The organism is Mycobacterium sp. 1274761.0, assembly GCF_001668615.1.
In the GTDB taxonomy this organism is placed as follows: Bacteria; Actinomycetota; Actinomycetes; order Mycobacteriales; family Mycobacteriaceae; genus Mycobacterium.
Genome location: NZ_LZMC01000019.1, coordinates 71,114 through 90,345 on the forward strand (window position 1 = coordinate 71,114; position 19,232 = coordinate 90,345).

Here is a 19,232-nt window from a genome sequence, read left to right on the forward strand (position 1 = left end):
GGCTTAACTTTGGAGGATAAATGCCGCAACCTTTCTCAGTGCCGGTGCTGTTTGTCAGCGAGCCGATCGTGCTGCCGACAATGGTGGTGCCCATCGAGCTCGACGACGCCGCCCGCGCTGCCGTCGACGCCGCGCAAGCCAGCGACAGCGGGAAGCTGCTGATCGCGCCCCGGCTCGATGACCGCTACCCCACTTACGGCGTGCTCGCCTCGATCGTGCAGGTCGGCCGCGTCGCCGGTGGGTCGGCTTCGGCCGCGGTGGTCCGCGGTGAGCGTCGCGCCCACATCGGCGCCGGTACCACCGGGCCCGGCGCGGCGTTGTGGGTCGAGGTGACCGAGGTGAACGAGGAACCGGCTTCGCCGGCGACGCTGGCGCTGGCCGCAGAGTACAAGAAGCTGCTGCTGGCGATGCTGCAGCGGCGCGACGCGTGGCAGATCATCGATTTCGTCAACAAGCTGACCGATCCGTCGCAGCTGGCCGACACCGCCGGCTATGCCTCATATCTCACCGATGTGCAGAAGCGGCAGCTGCTGGAGACACCCGGTGTCGCCGAACGGTTGAGGGCGTTGATCGACTGGACCAGCGGCCACCTGGCCGAGGTCGAGGTCACCGACAAGATCGCCGAAGACGTCCGCGCCGGCATGGACAAGCAGCAGAAGGAGTTCTTGCTGCGCCAGCAGCTCAACGCGATCCGCAAGGAACTCGGCGAGAGTGAACCGGACGGTTCCGACGACTACCGTGCCCGCATCGACGCCGCCGACCTGCCCGAGAAGGTCCGCGAGGCGGCGCTGCGCGAGGTCGGCAAGCTGGAGCGCTCCAGCGAGCAGAGCCCCGAGGGCGGGTGGATCCGCACCTGGCTGGACACCGTGCTGGATCTGCCGTGGAACATCACCACCGAAGACTCCACCGACTTGACGGCCGCTCGCGAAATCCTCGACGCCGACCACCACGGTCTGGAGGACGTCAAGGACCGCATCGTCGAATACCTGGCGGTGCGGGCGCGGCGGGCCCAGCGCGGCATGGCCGTCGTCGGGGGCCGGGGTTCCGGTGCGGTAATGGTGCTGGCCGGTCCCCCTGGCGTCGGCAAGACCTCGCTCGGCGAGAGCGTGGCACGGGCGTTGGGTCGCAAGTTCGTTCGCGTCGCCCTGGGCGGTGTGCGCGACGAGGCCGAGATCCGCGGACATCGGCGCACCTATGTCGGTGCGCTGCCGGGCCGGATTGTGCGCGCGATCGGTGAGGCGGGTTCGATGAACCCCGTCGTGCTACTCGACGAGATCGACAAGGTCGGCTCCGACTACCGCGGCGACCCCTCGGCGGCCCTGCTGGAGGTCTTGGACCCGGCCCAGAACCACACGTTCCGCGACCACTACCTCGACCTCGATCTTGACCTGTCCGACGTCGTGTTCCTCGCCACCGCCAACGTCATCGAGAACATCGCATCGGCGCTGCTGGACCGGATGGAGCTCGTGCAGATCGACGGCTACACCGAGGACGACAAAGTCGCCATCGCGCGCGACTTCCTGCTGCCGCGGCAGCGCGAGCGGGCGGCGCTGACCGAAGACGAGGTTGTCGTCACCGAGGCGGCGCTGCGCAAGATCGCCGCGGACTACACCCGCGAACCGGGTGTGCGGCAGTTCGAGCGGCTGCTGGCCAAAGCGCTGCGGAAGGTCACCACCAAACTCGACTCGCGGACGCGAGGAGCGCAAGGAGGTGAGGTCGCGGCCCCGATTCGGATCGACGAGCCGGATCTCGTTGAGTTCCTGGGTCGTCCGCGGTTCACGCCGGAGTCCGCCGAGCGGACCGCCGTGCCGGGAGTGGCTACGGGCCTTGCCGTCACCGGCCTCGGCGGCGATGTCCTGTACATCGAAGCGGGCTCCACCGACGGTGAGGCGGGCCTGCAGTTGACGGGTCAGCTCGGCGACGTCATGAAGGAGTCGGCGCAGATCGCGTTGTCCTACGTTCGCTCGCACGCCGGGCAGCTCGGCGTCGACCCCGCGGCGTTGGACCGCAAGATCCACGTGCACGTGCCCGCGGGCGCGGTTCCCAAGGACGGCCCGTCGGCGGGCGTCACGATGGTCACCGCGCTGGTGTCGATGGCCACCGGTCGGCAGGTGCGCTCCGACGTCGGCATGACCGGTGAGGTCACGCTGAACGGCCGAGTGCTGCCGATCGGCGGAGTCAAGCAGAAGCTGCTTGCGGCCCAACGTGCCGGGCTGACAACGGTTTTCATCCCGCAGCGCAACGAGCCGGATCTCGACGATGTTCCTGCCGAGGTGCTCGAGGCGCTCGAGGTGCGGCCGATGACCGACGTGGCCGATATCGTCGCGCAGGCACTCGCGCCGGTGGACTCCGTCGTGACCGAAGCCGCCTGACACCCGCCCGGCGAGCAGACGCAAAAGCTTCCGACACGCCGACGTGGAGCGAGCTTTTGCGTCTGCTCGGCATAGGTTGGTGGGTTACATGGCCTACGACGAGGACCTCGCCAACCGAATCCGCGAACTCCTCGGGCCCCAGAAGGGGCTTGAGGAGAAGCGGATGTTCGGCGGCCTGGCATTCCTGCTCAACGGCAACATGGCGGTGGCGGTCAGCGGGCGCGGCGGTCTGATGGTGCGCGTGCCCGCAGCCGAGACGGCCGAACTGCTGACCCGCAAGCACGTCGAACCGATGGTGATGGCCGGCAGGGAGACCCGGGGCTGGCTGCGGGTTTCCATCGACGGCGTGAAGACCAAACGCCAGCTGCAATCGTGGGTGGCCCGCGGCGTCGATTACGCGAAATCCCTGCCACGAAGTGAGCCCCACGTTTCGGAGATCCGCGCAACGGGCAAGTCACCTCGCGTGATCCGGATCGGCACGTCGGGCTGGTCGTATGACCATTGGACCGACGTGCTCTACCCACCGAAGACCCCGGCGTCGAAGCGGCTCGCGATTTATATCGAGGAGTTCGACACCGTTGAGCTCAACGCAAGCTTTTACCGCTGGCCACGCGACGCCGCCTTCGCCGGTTGGCGGCAGCGGCTCCCTGACGGCTTCACGATGGCCGTCAAGGCGCATCGCGGGCTGACGCACTTCCGTCGGCTCAACAGCCCGGAACCGTGGGTGGAGCGCTTCGAGCGGTGTTGGAAGGCTCTCGGCGACCGCGCCGAGGCCCTACTCGTGCAAGTGCACCCCGAACTGGAGCGCGACGACGCCCGCCTCGACCACTTCCTCGGCCTGATGCCGCGATGGATTCCGGTAGCGATGGAACTACGGCACCCATCATGGAACGATCCCGCCGTCTTCGAACTGCTGGAACGACACGGCGCCGCCTATGTCGTGATGAGCGGTGCCAAGCTCGCCTGCGTGCCGGTCGCCACCAGCGAACTGGTCTACATCCGGATGCACGGCCCAGAACCGGCGTCGCTGTACACCGGCTCCTATTCCGACGACGATTTGCGGCGCTGGGCCGACCGCATCACGGCCTGGCACGAAGAAGGTAGGCGGGTTGACGTCTACTTCAACAACGACCTCGGCGGCCACGCTGTGCGCAACGCGCGGCTACTGCGCAATTTTCTGACCCCCACGTAACGGCAGACGCTTTGCTCCCCTAGGCTGTTGCGCGACATGAGGACCATTGCCCTGACCTCCGCGGCATTGCTGGCTGTCACCGGTTGCACCGCCGAGCGCGTCGTCAACACCGGCGAATGGGCGACAGCTACCGCGACGAGTACGTCCGTGGCGCCGTCGCTGCCGCCCACCAACCCCGCGCTCCTGCCGGACGCCCATGACTTCGCCCAAGATCTCAACGGGCAAGCGGCCTACTATTTTTCGACGCCCAGCGGCCGGTGGCAGTGCGCAATCCTGCCCCGCGACAAAGCGGGCTGTGTGGCCGCCGCCGGCGCCCTGGCGATTACCGGCGCGCCCGACATGGTGGCGGACGCCACCGGTCAAGAGGTGCCCCCGAACGCGGTCGTCATCGAACCTCAGGGCGACCCCCACTTCGCGGCGCTGGACGCGGCCCAGTTCGAGCCGCCCGCACCGGCGCCCATGCTGCCGTTCAACCGAACGCTGATCGTGGCCCGGTTCCGGTGCAACATCCAGCAAGCCACCGGCGTGTCGTGCCTCAGCGAGGAAAGCGGCAACGGCTTCACGTTCAGCGCCGACGGGTACCTGCCGCACTACAGCGAAGTCCCGCTCGACGCGCCCTAGCTCAACTGAGGTTCGCCGTGCCGTCGGGGTGCACCGTGATCGCGGCGCCCGCGATGTCCTCGGCTACCGTTGCCGCCGCCTCGGCGGGGTCGGTGATCACCGCGAGCGCACGGGAACCATCGGGTGTGCGGACGGCCACGAACGCCTTCTCGGGCGATCCACCGCGGTCGAACGGTGTGGTCCAGGATTCGATGGCGCCCACGCCGGACCACTGCGGGTCGGCCGCTCTGGTCGGTTCCGCGTCCACGGCAGATTGCACGTCTTCCCAGCGAAATTCGTGCCTCGGCGGTTGCGATCCGTACACGCCGAAGCTGTGCTTGGTGAGGTAACCGCCGTTGGCCGTGATCAGCCCGAGCCGACCGTCGCTGCCCGCCAATCGTTGCGCCATGGTCGCGATCGAATGCGTCACGTAGTTGTTCCATGGACCGCCCGCGAACGTCAGCCCGCCGGTGACCGTCAATGGTCGCGCCGGATCGGCCAGCGGCAAGCCCAACTCGGCGGCGGCCACCTGAACCGCCGACGGGAAGCAGGAGTACACGTCGATGAGGTCGATGTCGTCGATGCCGACCTCGGCCAGGTCCAGCACCCGCCGGCCGCCGATCCTGATCGCAGGCGAGCTGCTGAGCTCCCACCGTTCGCCGATCGCATACGTGTCGTGCGAATCCGTCCCCGCATACGGGAAAACCCAATGCTCGGACGGGATCTGGAGGTCGGTGGCCTTCTCCACCGATGCGACGACGATCGCCGCGCCCTGATCGACCATGTTGTTGGAGTTCATCAGCTTGGTGTAGGGCCAGCTGATCATCCGGTTGCCCTCGTTCGGCTGCCATATCTGCTCGGCGGTCAGCGGGGTGCGGCTCCACGCATGCGGATTGCGGTGCGCGACAGCGCTGAACTGCGACCACAGTTCGCCGATGCGTTCCCGATGATTCTGCGGTGACTCGCCCGCTTCGATGCGGAGAGCCTGCTCGAACAACGGGTAGACGTGGGCGGGCCGGTCCAGCTTGATTCGAAGTTCCGCGGGTCCGACCATCGGCAGGTTCTCGTTGGCGCCCTCGGCGAACGGCACCGACTCGTCCTGGCTGGTCCACCGCGGCTTCTGTCCGCGGTTCCGCAACCGCGTGCGGGTGCGGAATGCTTCGGCGCCCGCTATCAGCACCAGGTCGGCGCGGCCCTGCTGAATGTCTAGGCATGCCTGGTTCACCAGCGTCTGCGGCACGTTGCCGCCCACGCCGGTGTACCGGGTGGCGGCGTCGTCGGCCTCGATGCGCTGCGCGAGAAGACGTCCGGGGTCACGGTAGCGCCACGACAGGATGTTGACGATGCGCACCGAGTCGACGGCGCGTAGCACGCGGGGGTCGGCCGCCGCGCGGGTGGCGGCCTCCATCAGGTCGATCGGTTCCACGTCGGGGTTCTCGTCGAACTGGTTGGTCTGGCCGTAGCCGACCAGCACCGGTGTGCGTGGGTTAGTCATGATCGGGTCCTCGAGGCGTTGTCGGGCGTGGACGAGGTGAACAACACGCCGTCGGCGATCAGGCGGTCGACCTCCTCGGTGTCCAGGGACAGCAGCTTGTGGCAGATTTCGCGGGTGTGCTCGCCCGGCATCGGGGCGGGCCGCAACTCCGCCCGCGGGATGTGGGCGAACCGTGCGGGGCTGGTCTCGGATGGCATGGGATGGTCGAACAGCGGATGCACCATGCTGGTGAACGATGTCCTGTGCACCAGAACGGGGTCGGCCAACACGTCGACCGCCCGGTTCATCGGTGCGGCGGGCACGCCCGCGCGCTGCAGCGTTTCGGCGACGGTGTTCTTGTCCCGTCGCGATGTCCATTCCTGCACCGCGTCGAGGAGGCCGGTATTCTCGACGGGCAGCTCTGCGGTGCCGATCACGTCCGCCAGCGCCCGCCGGTCAGCCTCGGTCCGCAGGGAGATCGCGCACCACTCGTCCTCCCCCGCGCACGCATACACTCCGTGCAGGACAGGACCGTGGTCGACGGCGAGCCCGGCGGCCCGCGCGGCGTCAATGACGTAGCTTGTCGCGAGCTGGTTGACGGCGCATTCGGTCTGGGAAATGTGAACGTGCGCAGCGGTTCCGGTCCATTCGCGGGCGATCAGCGACGCCAGCGCGGCGACCGCTGTGATGCGGGCGGCCACATGATCGGGAAAGATCGTCGTCGCGTCATAGAAGCCCGGCGCGTCGTCAGAGGTCCACAGCTTTGTGACGCCGGCCGTGGCCCGAACCAGCGGACCGTAACCCATGCGTTCGCTCCACGGTCCCGTTGCGCCGAACGCACTGCTTTCGGCCAAGACCAGCCGCGGGTTCAAGTCACGCAACCGCTCGAGCGGAAAGCCAAGGGAGGCAAGGGTGCCCGGTTTGAAGTTGGCGAACACCGCGTCGGCTCCGGTGACCAGCTGTGCGAAGATCTCCGCGCCCCTGGGCTCGCGCAGGTTCAGGCCGAGGCCGTACTCGTTGCGGTGGGCGAGTGCCCACGAGCGGCTCATCACCTGGCCCGGGGGGGTCTGGCGTAGCCCGTCCGGGTAGGCGGCGCTCTCGATCTTGATCACCTCGGCGCCGAGGTCGGCGAAGAGCCGCCCGAGCTCACCGCCGGCAACGATCACGCCGAGGTCGAGAATGCGCAGACCGTCGAACGGGCGCCCGGAACTCCTCGCCTCGGGCGTGGGACGGTCGAAACCCGGACCGGCCCAAGCGGCTTCGTCAGCACCCGTCGAGGGCGCCGGCCGCGTGTACCCGCGGTGGACTCCGTCGACGACGAATGCGCCTACCGGTCCGGTGACCGCCACTTCCGGACTGATCGCCGCCTCGGTAAGCGCCCCCACCGACCGAAAATGCTCCGAGGACAAGGTTTCCGCCGGGCTGAGCACCGCCGCGATCGGCACACCACGTGACTGCCCTTCGGCGACCAGTTCGTCCATGGTCGCTGCTGCACACAGCTCGGCCATCAGTTCGTTGAGCTCCCGCGACTTTGCGTATCGCGCCGCGATCGTGTCGAACTTCGGGTCCGCAAACTGCTCGGGTTCACCCAGCCATGCCCGCATGCCGCGCCACTGCCGCGGCGACAGCAGGCAGATCCTGACGTGGCCGTCGCGGCAGCCGAAGATCGGGTAGATCTGCTGGTTGCGTGGCCTACCGCGCCACAACTCGTGCGAGCGCTTCAGGCCGACGGCCGCCTGCCCTTCGGTGCCAAACGGCGGGTCCAACGACTGCACCACCGCCTCAAAACGGCTGAAGTCAATGTAATCGCCTGTGCCGTAACGCAATCGGTGGTAGTAGGCGACGAGGACGGCCCATGCGGCCTGCGTTGCGGCGGCCGAGGAGGCGATGCCGTCGGGCGGCAGCACCGGCCGGCCGGTCGTCGGGCCCGAGCGGGACAGGGCCGTCGACAGCGCGTATAACACCGCGTCGGTGGCAGACCATGACACCCGAGGGCCGTCCACGCCGAAGTCGGTCACCGACATCGCGACCAGGTGGGGATGCCGGCGCCACAGCTGCGCGCAGGTCATGCCGAACCCCTCGACGCCATCGGGCGCGCCACTGTCGACCACGACGTCGGCGGCCGCGACCAGCTCGAGGAAGCGGTCGCGGTCGTTGGCCTCGACGGGGTCGAGCACGCAACTGCGCTTGTTGGCGTTGTTCAACGCGAACGGGACACTGCCGCCCGCCACAAGCGGTGCCTGCGAGCGGCCGGCCGTGCCCCCGGGCGGCTCAACCTTCAGCACGTCGGCCCCGAGGTCGGCCAACAGCCGCGTGACCGCGTCGGCGTCGCCGTCGCACAGGTCCAGCACCCGAAGCTCCGACAGCAGCACGACGGACACGTTAGTGCTTAGCTCTGTGTGAGCCGGGTACCACTACCGCACTCGTTGTTCACCCAGCACGACAACCATGGTTTCGATGAGCATCCCCATGAGCGCTGATACTGACGCACCGACCGCGCCGCGGCTGTCCGACGATGAGCTTGCCAAGATCGACGCCTACTGGCGCGCCGCGAACTATCTCTCCGTCGGCCAGATCTACCTGCTGGACAATCCCCTTCTGCGGGAGCCGCTGGCACCTGAGCACGTCAAGCCGCGTCTGCTCGGGCACTGGGGCACCACCCCGGGTCTCAACCTGCTCTACGCCCACCTCAACCGCGTCATCCGCAAGCGCGACGCCGACGTCATCTACATCACCGGACCCGGCCACGGCGGCCCCGGCCTGGTCGCCAACGCCTACCTCGAGGGCACCTACAGCGAGGTGTACTCCGGTATCGAAGAGAACGTCGACGGTATGCGAAAGTTGTTCCGCCAGTTCTCGTTTCCCGGCGGAATCCCCAGCCATGTGGCCGCCGAAACGCCGGGGTCGATCCATGAAGGCGGCGAGCTGGGCTATGCGTTGGTGCACGCATACGGCGCGGCCTTCGACAACCCCGACCTCGTCGTGGCGTGCGTGATCGGTGACGGCGAGGCCGAAACGGGGCCGCTGGCGGCCAGCTGGCATTCCAACAAGTTCCTCAACCCGGCCACCGACGGGGCGGTGCTGCCGATCCTGCACCTCAACGGGTACAAGATCGCCAACCCCTCCGTGTTGGCCCGGCTACCGCACCACGAACTCGAATCGTTGCTGATCGGCTACGGCTACCGGCCGATCACCGTGGCAGGCGACGATCCGGCCAATGTCCACCAGCAGCTCGCCATCGCGCTCGACGAGGCCTTCGACCAGATCGCGGCCATCCAACAGGCCGCGCGTGTTGACGGCGTGACTGCACGGCCGGCATGGCCGATGCTGGTGTTGCGCACACCGAAGGGGTGGACGGGACCGCGCAAGGTCGACGGCAAGCTGGTCGAAGGCACGTGGCGGTCACATCAGGTGCCGCTGGCCGAAACCCGGACCAACAAGGAGCACCTGGCACAGCTCGAAGAATGGCTGCACAGCTACCGCCCCGAGGAGTTGTTCGACGACGACGGCGCGCTGCGCGCCGAGCTGCGCGCCCTCGCACCTGCCGGCACCCGCCGGATGAGCGACAACCCGCACACCAACGGCGTGCTGCTGCGTGACCTGGACCTGCCCGACTTCCGCGACTACGCCGTCACGGTGGACAAGCCCGCCACCGACACCGCCGAGGCCACCAAGGTGCTCGGCACCTTCCTCCGCGACGTGATCACGCGCAATCCCGACCGGTTCCGGTTGATGGGTCCCGACGAGACGGCGTCGAACCGGCTGAGCGCCGTGTTCGAAGCGACCGACAAGGTGTGGCTGGCCGACGAAGAGCCCGGCGACGAGGACCTCGCGGCGGACGGTCGCGTGATGGAGGTGCTCTCGGAGCATTTGTGCCAGGGCTGGCTGGAGGGCTATCTGCTGACGGGCCGGCACGGCCTGTTCAACTGCTACGAGGCGTTCGTGCACATCGTCGACTCGATGCTCAACCAGCATGCGAAGTGGCTTTCCAGCAGCTCGCATCTGACGTGGCGTCGACCCATCGCATCGCTGAATTACCTACTGACATCCCATGTTTGGCGCCAGGACCACAACGGTGCATCGCATCAAGACCCGGGGTTCATCGACCACGTGGCCAACAAACGGCCGGAGGTGGTGCGGGTCTACCTGCCACCGGACGCCAACACGTTGCTGTCGGTCGCCGACCATTGTCTGCGCAGCCGCCACTACGTCAACGTCGTCGTCGCCGGCAAGCAGCCCGCGCTGACGTATCTGGACATGGACTCGGCGATCGCGCACTGCACGCGTGGGCTGGGGATCTGGGAGTGGGCGAGCACTGACCCGGGAATCTACTCGGGCGACCCTGACGTGGTGTTGGCCTGCGCCGGCGACGTCCCGACCCTCGAGACACTTGGCGCAGCCGACATCCTGCGGCGCGAACTGCCCGACGTCGCCGTCCGCGTCGTCAACGTCGTCGACATCATGCGTCTGCAACCCGACTCCGAACATCCGCACGGCCTGTCCGACCGCGAGTTCAACGCTCTGTTCACCACTGACAAGCCGGTGATCTTCGCTTACCACGGCTATCCCTGGCTGATCCACCGGCTGACCTACCGCAGGACCAATCACGCGCAGATGCATGTGCGGGGGTTCAAGGAGCGGGGCACGACGACCACCCCGTTCGACATGGTGATGCTCAACGACCTCGACCGGTTCCATCTGGTCACCGACGTCATCGACCGGGTCGAGGGCCTGGCGACGCGGGCCGCCGGGCTGCGACAGCGGATGCTCGACGCGCGGCTGGCCGCCCGCATCTTCACCCGTGAGCACGGCGAGGACGACCCGGCGATCTCGGGTTGGACGTGGGATTCGGGCTTCCAGCCCTCGGGCCGGCAATCGATGGCGCAGGACACCGCTGACAACGAATGACCGCAACAACCGTCGGTACACTCGGCGACGTGTCCGAGCAGTCAGGAGGCCCCCACCCCGCGGTGGCCCAGCTATCGGCGCTGCACCACTTCCACACCTATGTCGACATCGCGGTGGTCGTGGTGGTGCTGGCCATCACCAACCTGATCGCGCACTTCACCACGTCGTGGGCCAGCGTGGCGACGGTGCCCGCGGCCGCCGTCGGCTTGTTGGTGCTGATGCGCTCGCGTGGCGTGGGCTGGTCGGAACTGGGCCTGTCCCGCGAGCACTGGAGATCGGGCGCCGGCTATGCGCTGGCGGCGGTGGGCGTGGTCTTGACCGTCATCGCCATCGGATTGGCGCTGCCGTGGACACGGCCGATGTTCCTGAACAACAACTACGCCACGGTGTCCGGCGCGCTGATCGCGTCGATGATCATCATCCCGCTGCAGACCGTGATTCCCGAAGAGCTGGCGTTTCGCGGGGTACTGCACGGCGCGCTGAATCGGGCCTGGGGTTTCCGGGGGGTGGCGGCGGCGGGCTCGCTGCTGTTCGGGCTCTGGCACATCGCCACCTCGCTGGGTCTGACCAGCAGCAACGTTGGCTTCACCCGCGTGCTCGGCGGCGGCATCCTTGGCACCGTCGCTGGCGTGGTGCTCGCTGTGGCTGCTACCGGCGCGGCCGGGTTCGTCTTCACCTGGCTCCGTCGGCGAAGCGGCAGCCTGTTGGCGCCGATCGCCCTGCACTGGTCGCTCAACGGGCTGGGGGCGCTGGCCGCCGCCCTGGTGTGGCACCTGTCGACATAGCGTCGGGCTACACCGTCAGCACGGCCGCTCCTGAGACCCGTCCGGCGCTGAGGTCGGCGAGTGCGTCGGCGGCGCGGTCGAGCGGATATTCGGGCGTCGTCACCGCGATGTGGTGATCGCCGGCGAAGGCCAGAAACTCCCGCGCATCGGCGCGGGTGTTGGACGTCACCGAGCGCACCTGGCGTTCGTAGAACAGGTGGCGCTCGTAGTTCAGTTCCGGGATGTCGCTGAGATAGATGCCGGCGATCGCCAGCGTGCCGCCGCGGTCGAGCGCCTCGAGGGCGGGCGGCACGAGATCGCCCACCGGCGCGAAAAGGATCGCCGCATCCAACGTCACCGGCGGTGGTTCGCCTGCGCCCTGCGCGGACGCCGCGCCGAGCGCGAGCGCCAACTCGCGCGCGGCCTCCCCGCGCGTCATGACATGTACCTCGGCGCCTTTCGCCAGCGCCACCTGCGCGGTGATGTGGGCGCTGCCGCCGAAGCCGTAGATGCCCAGCCGCCCGCCTGTGGGCAGGTCGGCGCGCAGCAGCGACCGATAACCGATGATGCCCGCGCACAGTAGCGGTGCCAGCTCGGTGTCGGAATACCCGGCAGGCAGCGGATGAGCGAAATCCGCTGGGACCGTGGTGAATTCGGCGTATCCACCGTCGGCATCCCAGCCCGTGTAGCGCGACTGCGGGCACAGGTTCTCCTGCCCGCGCAGGCAGAATGTGCACTGGCCGCACGTGTGGCGCAACCAGGCGACACCCACCCGATCGCCGACGCTGAACTCCTCACCGGCGTCCTCGCCGACCGCTTCCCCTACTTGAACGACTTCGGCCACCACCTCGTGTCCAGGGACTACGTTGTGCCGGTGCACCGGCAGATCGCCCTCGGCGACATGCAGATCGGTGCGGCATACCCCGCAGGCACGCACTGCCACCAGCAACTCATCCGCCGCGGGTGTGGGCACCGCAACGGTGACCTGCTGCAGGGGGCGGGTGCTCATCGGGCCAGGGCGTTGCACCTGCCAAGCGGTCATCACTGTGTCGGCCATACGTCGGGGAGTCGAAGTGGGCTAGTTCTTGCGCTGCACCAGCCCGACGATCCACAACAGGATCACCGATCCGAGGATGGCGGTGAAAAGCGTGAACCACCATCCACCCCCCGCGGTGTCGAGGAAGAAGCTAAGCAGAAAGCCGCCGATCAGCGCACCGACGATGCCGACCACGATATTCATCAAGATGCCCGAACCGCTGCCCTTGACGATCTTTCCGGCGATCCATCCGGCGATTGCGCCGATGATGATGTACCCGATCCAGCCGACGCTGGTGAGTGTGGTCGACCGAGCGAGGAACTCAGTCGCTGCAATGGCATCCATCTCGCGAACTCCTGCCTGTCGGCGTCCGACGCGGTCGTCGGACCATCTTCGGTATACGCCCGCAGGGTAACGATTCGGCGGTGGAATTGGATACGAACAAGATCAAACAACCGATGAACAAAAGCGGCCGCCCCGCAACTGGGGGTCGGCCGCTTTAGGCTCTCGAACCTCAGCCGGCGGGCATCATTCCGGGTGCGGTGGCCGGGTCGACCGGCACGCCGACTCCGACCGGCGGGCGGCCGGGCGCGTTGGCCGGCGCGGGCGCCGCGTTCTGATCGGGCGCCGGTGCACTCGCCTCCGCCGGCGCCGGTGCCGCGTTCGGGTCGGTCGGCGGCGCCGCAGGCGGGCTCCATGGCCGGATCGAGCTGGCCAGCGACGCGGCCGCGCCCTTGTCGACGGGGTTGTTGGCGGTCCCCAGCCACACGACGAACCACCGCTCGTTCCGCTGCCCGCGCGGGGTGATGGGCTGGCCTGGCGCCACGGTCGGTGTGGCATTGCCCACCACGCCCGCCCAGATCTGGCCGTTCGGCTTGTTGGTGTCGGTGAACTTCACGTCATAGGCGGAGAAGGCGCCCGGCAGGTCACCCGCGGAAAGTGACCCGTTCGCCTGGTTGACGCGGGTGCCGGGGTACGGCATGAAGAACTCGCCCATATCGGACGCCAGCCGGGTGGCCGCTTTCGCGTTGTCGGGCTCGGCGCCTGCGAACAACTTCATGTCCAGCCTGCCGAGCAGGATGCTGGTGTCGTTCGCCGGCTGAGGAGCCTGCTGTCCGGGCTGCGTCGGTGCCGTCGACTCCGGCGTGGCCTTGGTCAGCAGCGCCTGGCCATAGGACAACTGGGTGGCGTCTGAAACTTTCCATCCCGCCGGTACCACATAGCTGAATCCGCCCGCGGCATTGTTGACGCGGCCCGCTTCCGGTGCAGGGGCGGGCGCCGGTGCGTTCGGGCCCGCGGCCGCGGGTGCCGGGCCGGGGGCACTGGGATCGGCAGGCGCCGCTGCAGGCGCGGCCGGATCGGCAGGGGCGGGAGCAGGAGCCTGCGGCGCGTTCGGGTCGGGCGGCGTACCCTGCAGGAAGGTGTTGCCTGAGGGGGGCGGCGGCGCGGGCGACGGCGACGGCTCGGGATCGGCGTGCGCCGAGGGCAGCGCGAGAGCCACCATCGTGGCACTGGCCGCGGCGATCGCCATTGCCTTCGCGCGGCGCTTGCGGTGTTCCAGGATCGCTTCAGGCTCGTGCATGGAGACGAAACTACAGTGTTGCTGGCGTGACGCAAGTGTGCGGCGGTCACAGAGTGTTTATCTGTGAAATTGCTGGCAGATGTATAAGGGCTGCTAGCGCGATCGGTGTTCATTGCTGGCACGACGAGCTCCCCCGCGGGGTCACGCGGGGTTCGTCCATGAGATCGACCCGCGTCGACCGGTTGTTACGCCACCGATGAACGGCGACCTCCTGCGCCTTGACCGAGAAATACACCCGCTCCCCCGGCGCAACACCGATTTCGGCGGCCGCCTGCGCCGTGATGTCGGCGGCCAGCCCGGGCGCGCCGTCGGGTTGCTCGTCGGCGCGCACGCGAAGTGTCGTCGTGCCGCCGCTGCGCTCGACTTCGGCGACCACCACCTCGACGGTGTTCCTGGGGCTGCCGTGCGGCTGGTCGCGGTAGACCGCCACCGCGGCGGGTGAGAACACGGCCACTGCGGCCTGCCCGACGACGACATCGTCGCCGGGAACGCCATGCCAGGCCGTGCCCCACGCGGTGCTGAGTGCGCCGTCGGGCGCCGCGGTCCCGTTGACGAGGTTGACGCCGGCCAGCCGTGCCCCGAAGGCGCTCCGTGGTGCGGCGAGTACCGTTGCGGCAGAACCAGTTTCGGCGACGCGACCGGACTCCAGGACCAGCACGCGGTCGGCGAGGGTGAGCACGTCCACGATGTCGTGGGTGATCAGCACCGCGGATCGACCTTCGCGGGTAAGCGTGTCCCGCAACAGTTTTCGCATCGCAGAGGCGGCCGAGACGTCCAGACCCGCCAGTGGTTCGTCGAGCAGCAGGACCGCAGGTTCTGCCGCCAGGGCGCGGGCCAGCGCCACCCGCTGTGCCTGGCCGCCGGAGAGCTGGCGCGGCATGCGGGGAGCGAGGTCAGCGGCACCGACCTGCGCCAGCCAGTCGATGGCGGCGGCCCGGGCCTCGCGCCGAGACCGTCTGCGATGGCCGGTACGCGGAGCGAACGCCACATTCGCCGCCACGTTCAGGTGCGGAAACAGCAGCGCGTCCTGCATCAGCATGCCGACCCGCCGCGCGTGCGTCGGCACGAACACCCCGGATACCGCGTCAGTGAGCAGCCGTTCGCCGAGTCGCACCATCCCCGAGTCCGGTCGGACCAGGCCGGCGATCACCTGCAGGGCGGTCGACTTGCCCGCGCCATTGGGACCCAGTACGGCCAGCACTTCGCCCGCGGCGACGGACAATTCGATGTCGATGCCCCGGTCGACGACGACGGCGCGCATCTCGACCGAGGTCACGCGCGGGCTCCCGCCAACACCGAACCGGCCCGCAAAGTGCGCGCCCCGACTGCGAGCACGACGACGGCGGCGACCGCAACCAGCAACACTGACAGTGCGACCGCGGCGTCGGCGTCGGATTCCCGCTGAAGGTAGATCTCAAGCGGCAGTGTCCGGGTGACGCCCTCGCGCGAGCCGGCGAACGTCAGCGTCGCCCCGAACTCTCCCAGCGAGCGGGCGAATGCCAAAACCGCGCCCGAGGTCAGGCCCGGCGCCAGAAGAGGCATGGACACCCGCCACCACACCGTGGTCGGCCGCGCCCCCAGAGTGGCCGCAACGACGTCGTAGTCGCGCCCGAGCGTGCGCGCCGCACCTTCGAGCGCGATGACGAGAAAGGGCAGCGACACAAAGGTCTGCGCCAACACCACCGCCGTGGTGGTGAACGCGATCCGGATGCCCGCGGCGTCGAGGTACTGGCCGATCAAACCGAGGCGGCCGAATGCATACAGCAGCGCGAGGCCGCCCACCACGGGCGGCAGCACGAGCGGTAGCAGCAGCACCGGACGGATCAGACGCACCACCCGGCCGTCGTTGCGGGCCAGCACGAGTGCCATCGGGATGCCAAGCAGCACGCACAGCGCGGTGCTGGCAGCCGCGGTCTGCAGGCTCAAAACCAGTGCGGTTCGCGAGGATTCACTGCTGATGAGCGACCAGAACCGTGGCCAGTCGACCTTCGTCACGACCGCGATCAACGGCAGCACCACGAACAGCGCCCCGACCGCGGCGGGGAGGTAGATCCAGCGCGGCAGCGCGGGCCCGGGCGCAGTTCTCAAGGCTTGGCGAAGCCCGCCTCGGACAGCACCTTCTGGCCGTACTCCCCCGTGACCAGGTCGACGAACTTCTTCGCCAGATCTGGCTTCGGGGCGTCCTTCAGCACCGCGATCGGATAGGTGTTCACCGCCGCTACGGATTCGACGAAGTTCACCGTCGCCACCTTGTCGCCTGCGGCGAGCGCATCGGTGACGTATACGACGCCCGCGTCGGCCTGCCCGCTGGTCACCTTGTTCAGCACGTCGGTCACCGACGTCTCCTCGCTGACAGGTCGCAACTCGATCTTGGTGACGTTCTCGACCCTGTCGGTCGCCGACCCGCACGGCACCTCGGACGCGCAGACCACGACCGATACTCCTGGCGTGGTGAGGTCGGCGAACGAGGCCACCCGCTTGGGATTCCCCGGCGCGGTGACGATGGTCAGCCTGTTGGACGCGAAATTCACCGGCTTGCCTGCGACCAGTTCGGCCTGCTCGGCCTTGACCATGTTCTTGGTGTCGGCGGAGGCGAACACGTCGGCCTTGGCGCCCTGGGCCAACTGCGTGACCAGATCGGCGGAGCCGGCGAAGTTGAAGTCGACGGAGCTGCTCGGGTTACCGGCCTTGAACCGCTCGCCGATCTCGGTGAACGACTTCTTCAGCGAGGCGGCCGCGAATACGACGATCGACTGCTTGTCCTGGTCCGACGAGCCGCAGCCGGCGAGTCCGAGCGCGAGCAGCAGGCAGAGCACCACGGAAAGGCGGGCTGATTTCGTCACGGCCAAACCCTAGGTCACCACGGCATCACGGGTGGAAATCGCTGCACAACCGATATGCGCGCCGAGTTTCGTCGAATAGCTACCCTCCAGTAACATCGTCGGCGGACCGGCGCCACGGCGGCGGCGGTTCCGCGCTAAACAGGAGGTCATGGCGATGGAGGTGCTGGTCACCGGCGGTGATACGGATCTGGGCCGCACGATTGCGGAGAGCTTCCGCGATGCAGGCCACAAAGTGGTGATCACCGGTGCCCGTCGCGAAGACCTCGAGGTGGCGGCCAAGGAGCTGGACGTCGATGCGATTGTCTGCGACAACACCGACCCGGCCAGCATGGAAGACGCCCGCGGTCTGTTCCCGCACCATCTCGACACCATCGTCAATGTGCCGGCCCCATTGTGGGAGGCGGGTGATCCGCGTACCTACACGCTGGCCGACCATGCGACCGCATGGCGCAACGCGCTGGCCTCGACCCTGCTCTCGACCGTGTTGACCGTCCAGGTCGTCGGCGACCACCTGCGCTCGGGCGGTTCGATCATCAGCGTTGTGCCGGAGAACCCGCGTGAGGGCAGCGCGGATGCCGCCATCAAGGCCGCCGTGTCGAACTGGACTGAGGGCCAGGCCACGCACTTCGGCACGCGTGGCATCACGGTCAACGCGGTGGCCTCGGGCCGCAGCGCGCAGGAAGGCTACGCCGGCCTCGGCAGCCCGGCCCCCGTCGCGGCCGAAATCGCCCGGCTGGCGCTCTTTTTGAGCACGCCCGCCGCCCGCCACATCACCGGGCAGACCATGCACGTCAGCAACGGCGCGCTGGCTCACCGGTAGCTGATATCGCGGCGCCGAAACGCGCCTCGGCAGGGTTAAACACCTTCTAACGTGGCAAATCTCACCTAGTTGCTCGCTCTCGCTGGGATGGGGGCGACTACGGTAGATGCTGAAGAGGACGTAAAGCCGTTCGAGGAGCAGCAGCTGATGAGCCACCCCGGAGCTACCCCGTCTGACCGGCACAAAGTTGTCGTCGTCGGTTCGGGCTTCGGCGGCTTGACCGCAACCAAAGCGCTCAAGCGCGCTGACGTCGACATCAAGATGATCGCCCGCACCCAGCATCACCTGTTCCAGCCGCTGCTGTACCAAGTGGCGACCGGCATCATCTCCGAGGGCGAGATCGCGCCGGCTACCAGGGTGATCCTGCGCAAGCAGAAGAACGCCCAGGTGTTGCTGGGCGACGTGACGGGCATCGACCTGGCGAACCGGACCGTGAAGTCCGAGCTGCTGGGACACACGTACATCACCCCCTACGACACGCTCATCGTCGCCGCGGGCGCGGGCCAGTCGTATTTCGGCAACGACCACTTCGCGGAGTGGGCGCCCGGCATGAAGTCCATCGACGACGCGCTGGAGCTGCGCGGGCGGATCCTCGGCGCCTTCGAACAGGCCGAGCGGTCCAGCGATCCCAAGCGGCGCGAGAAGCTGCTCACGTTCGTCGTCGTCGGCGCTGGGCCGACCGGCGTGGAGATGGCAGGGCAGATCGCCGAGCTTGCCGACCACACCCTCAAGGGCGCGTTCCGGCACATCGACTCAACCAAGGCGCGGGTGATCCTGTTGGACGCCGCTCCTGCCGTGCTGCCGCCGATGGGCGAGAAACTCGGTAAGAAGGCCCAGGCCCGGCTCGAGAAAATGGGCGTCGAGATCCAGCTCAACGCGATGGTCACCGACGTCGACCGCAACGGCATCACCGTCAAGGACCCCGACGGCACGACCCGGCGCATCGAATCTGCCTGCAAGGTGTGGTCCGCCGGGGTGTCGGCAAGCCCGCTGGGCAAGCAGATCGCCGATCAGTCCACCGCTGAGGTGGACCGCGCCGGCCGGGTGAAGGTCAACCCCGACTTGTCCGTTCCCGGCTACCCCAACGTCTTCGTGATCGGCGACATGGCCGCGGTCGAAGGCGTCCCCGGCATGGCGCAGGGCGCGATCCAGGGCGGCAAGTACGTCGCCAACACCATCAAGGCCGAGCTACGCGGTGCCGACCCGTTCGAGCGTGAACCGTTCGAGTACTTCGACAAGGGTTCGATGGCCACGGTGTCGCGCAACAGCGCGGTGGCAAAGATCGGCCCGCTGGAGTTCGGCGGCTATATCGCTTGGCTCGCATGGCTTTTCCTGCACCTGGTCTACTTGGTCGGCTTCCGGCGCAAGATCACCACGCTGATCTCCTGGATCGCCACGTTCCTCAGTAACAAGCGCGGTCAGCTGACGATTACCGAGCAGCAGGCGTACGCCCGCATCCGGCTCGAGGAACTCGAGGAAATCGCCGCGGCCGTCGAAGGCGAGAAAGCCGCCAGCTAGCGCGCCTTGGCCGGGGTGGGCTCACGGTTTATGTGTTGGTCACACGTCGACACCTAGAAGAAACACAGGCGACCTAACGTTTCGGATCAGCACCAACTCCGGTGTCTCGTGTGCTGAGCTCTG

General features: G+C 67.9%; 15 protein-coding genes and 1 pseudogene. 8 read left to right on the plus strand and 8 right to left on the minus strand.

Annotated elements, in window-relative coordinates; translation table 11 throughout:
* Nucleotides 1–20 precede the first annotated feature (20 nt).
* From lon to A5651_RS02545, 4 genes and pseudogenes are all read left to right on the plus strand, one after another.
* Nucleotides 21–2,372, plus strand: coding sequence for an endopeptidase La (lon, locus tag A5651_RS02535; RefSeq protein ID WP_066975235.1), 2,352 nt, complete (start codon nucleotides 21–23; stop codon nucleotides 2,370–2,372).
* An 88-nt stretch (nucleotides 2,373–2,460) separates the two neighbouring features.
* Nucleotides 2,461–2,784, plus strand: a pseudogene (locus A5651_RS25865) (TfoX/Sxy family protein); the annotation flags it as partial.
* A gap of 51 nt (nucleotides 2,785–2,835) precedes the next feature.
* A complete protein-coding gene (locus A5651_RS02540; RefSeq protein ID WP_066975456.1) occupies nucleotides 2,836–3,564 on the plus strand; it encodes a DUF72 domain-containing protein in 729 nt (242 codons plus the stop codon).
* 36 nt (nucleotides 3,565–3,600) lie between these two features.
* Nucleotides 3,601–4,185, plus strand: coding sequence for a hypothetical protein (locus tag A5651_RS02545; protein WP_066975236.1), 585 nt, complete (start codon nucleotides 3,601–3,603; stop codon nucleotides 4,183–4,185).
* Between the two features lies 1 nt (nucleotide 4,186).
* Here the strand turns inward: A5651_RS02545 and A5651_RS02550 are convergent, their stop codons facing one another.
* Both A5651_RS02550 and A5651_RS02555 read right to left on the minus strand, forming a co-directional pair.
* On the minus strand, nucleotides 4,187–5,659 hold the full coding sequence (locus tag A5651_RS02550; protein WP_066975238.1) for an acetyl-CoA acetyltransferase: 1,473 nt from the start codon (nucleotides 5,657–5,659) through the stop codon (nucleotides 4,187–4,189).
* Entirely contained in the window at nucleotides 5,656–8,019 is a 2,364-nt protein-coding gene (locus A5651_RS02555) for a CoA transferase (protein WP_066975240.1), read from the minus strand. The genes A5651_RS02550 and A5651_RS02555 overlap by 4 nt, the downstream gene beginning before the upstream one ends.
* Nucleotides 8,020–8,095: 76 nt before the next feature.
* On the opposite strand from A5651_RS02555, the gene A5651_RS02560 reads away from it, so the two are divergent.
* Nucleotides 8,096–10,546 (plus strand): phosphoketolase, encoded by a 2,451-nt coding sequence (locus tag A5651_RS02560; protein WP_369803902.1) that lies wholly within the window; start codon nucleotides 8,096–8,098, stop codon nucleotides 10,544–10,546.
* On the plus strand, nucleotides 10,543–11,331 hold the full coding sequence (locus tag A5651_RS02565) for a CPBP family intramembrane glutamic endopeptidase (protein ID WP_066975244.1): 789 nt from the start codon (nucleotides 10,543–10,545) through the stop codon (nucleotides 11,329–11,331). Before A5651_RS02560 ends, A5651_RS02565 begins: the two co-directional genes overlap by 4 nt.
* A gap of 7 nt (nucleotides 11,332–11,338) precedes the next feature.
* Here the strand turns inward: A5651_RS02565 and A5651_RS02570 are convergent, their stop codons facing one another.
* The 6 genes from A5651_RS02570 to modA form a co-directional block, all read right to left on the minus strand.
* Nucleotides 11,339–12,367, minus strand: a complete 1,029-nt coding sequence (locus A5651_RS02570; RefSeq protein WP_066975246.1) for a zinc-binding alcohol dehydrogenase family protein — start codon at nucleotides 12,365–12,367, stop codon at nucleotides 11,339–11,341.
* Between the two features lie 21 nt (nucleotides 12,368–12,388).
* Nucleotides 12,389–12,691 (minus strand): GlsB/YeaQ/YmgE family stress response membrane protein, encoded by a 303-nt coding sequence (locus A5651_RS02575; protein ID WP_066975248.1) that lies wholly within the window; start codon nucleotides 12,689–12,691, stop codon nucleotides 12,389–12,391.
* A 169-nt stretch (nucleotides 12,692–12,860) separates the two neighbouring features.
* Nucleotides 12,861–13,928, minus strand: a complete 1,068-nt coding sequence (locus A5651_RS02580; RefSeq protein ID WP_066975250.1) for an APA family fibronectin-binding glycoprotein — start codon at nucleotides 13,926–13,928, stop codon at nucleotides 12,861–12,863.
* 109 nt (nucleotides 13,929–14,037) lie between these two features.
* Nucleotides 14,038–15,204, minus strand: a complete 1,167-nt coding sequence (locus A5651_RS02585) for a sulfate/molybdate ABC transporter ATP-binding protein (protein ID WP_197496513.1) — start codon at nucleotides 15,202–15,204, stop codon at nucleotides 14,038–14,040.
* Nucleotides 15,201–16,016 carry an ABC transporter permease gene (locus A5651_RS02590; RefSeq protein ID WP_066975252.1) on the minus strand — a complete coding sequence of 272 codons (816 nt, stop codon included), beginning with the start codon at nucleotides 16,014–16,016 and terminating at the stop codon, nucleotides 15,201–15,203. Before A5651_RS02590 ends, A5651_RS02585 begins: the two co-directional genes overlap by 4 nt.
* On the minus strand, nucleotides 16,013–16,771 hold the full coding sequence (gene modA / locus A5651_RS02595) for a molybdate ABC transporter substrate-binding protein (protein WP_066975254.1): 759 nt from the start codon (nucleotides 16,769–16,771) through the stop codon (nucleotides 16,013–16,015). Before modA ends, A5651_RS02590 begins: the two co-directional genes overlap by 4 nt.
* A gap of 148 nt (nucleotides 16,772–16,919) precedes the next feature.
* Here modA and A5651_RS02600 point away from each other — a divergent pair, with 148 nt between their 5' ends.
* Complete coding sequence (locus tag A5651_RS02600) at nucleotides 16,920–17,591, plus strand: SDR family oxidoreductase (RefSeq protein ID WP_197496514.1); 672 nt, start codon at nucleotides 16,920–16,922, stop codon at nucleotides 17,589–17,591.
* Between the two features lie 147 nt (nucleotides 17,592–17,738).
* Nucleotides 17,739–19,109: an NAD(P)/FAD-dependent oxidoreductase gene (locus tag A5651_RS02605; protein WP_066975460.1), complete on the plus strand. Its 1,371-nt coding sequence runs from the start codon at nucleotides 17,739–17,741 to the stop codon at nucleotides 19,107–19,109.
* Nucleotides 19,110–19,232: the final 123 nt, after the last annotated feature.

What these genes read in the sequence shown, in the direction of transcription:
- A5651_RS02560 (WP_369803902.1), top strand. Translation starts at nt 8,096, where the DNA reads ATGAGCATCCCCATGAGCGCTGATACTGACGCACCGACCGCGCCGCGG.
- A5651_RS02600 (WP_197496514.1), top strand. Translation starts at nt 16,920, where the DNA reads ATGGCGATGGAGGTGCTGGTCACCGGCGGTGATACGGATCTGGGCCGC.
- A5651_RS02570 (WP_066975246.1), bottom strand. Translation starts at nt 12,367, where the DNA reads ATGGCCGACACAGTGATGACCGCTTGGCAGGTGCAACGCCCTGGCCCG.
- A5651_RS02545 (WP_066975236.1), top strand. Translation starts at nt 3,601, where the DNA reads ATGAGGACCATTGCCCTGACCTCCGCGGCATTGCTGGCTGTCACCGGT.
- A5651_RS02550 (WP_066975238.1), bottom strand. Translation starts at nt 5,659, where the DNA reads ATGACTAACCCACGCACACCGGTGCTGGTCGGCTACGGCCAGACCAAC.
- A5651_RS02565 (WP_066975244.1), top strand. Translation starts at nt 10,543, where the DNA reads ATGACCGCAACAACCGTCGGTACACTCGGCGACGTGTCCGAGCAGTCA.
- lon (WP_066975235.1), top strand. Translation starts at nt 21, where the DNA reads ATGCCGCAACCTTTCTCAGTGCCGGTGCTGTTTGTCAGCGAGCCGATC.
- A5651_RS02605 (WP_066975460.1), top strand. Translation starts at nt 17,739, where the DNA reads ATGAGCCACCCCGGAGCTACCCCGTCTGACCGGCACAAAGTTGTCGTC.
- A5651_RS02575 (WP_066975248.1), bottom strand. Translation starts at nt 12,691, where the DNA reads ATGGATGCCATTGCAGCGACTGAGTTCCTCGCTCGGTCGACCACACTC.
- A5651_RS02580 (WP_066975250.1), bottom strand. Translation starts at nt 13,928, where the DNA reads ATGCACGAGCCTGAAGCGATCCTGGAACACCGCAAGCGCCGCGCGAAG.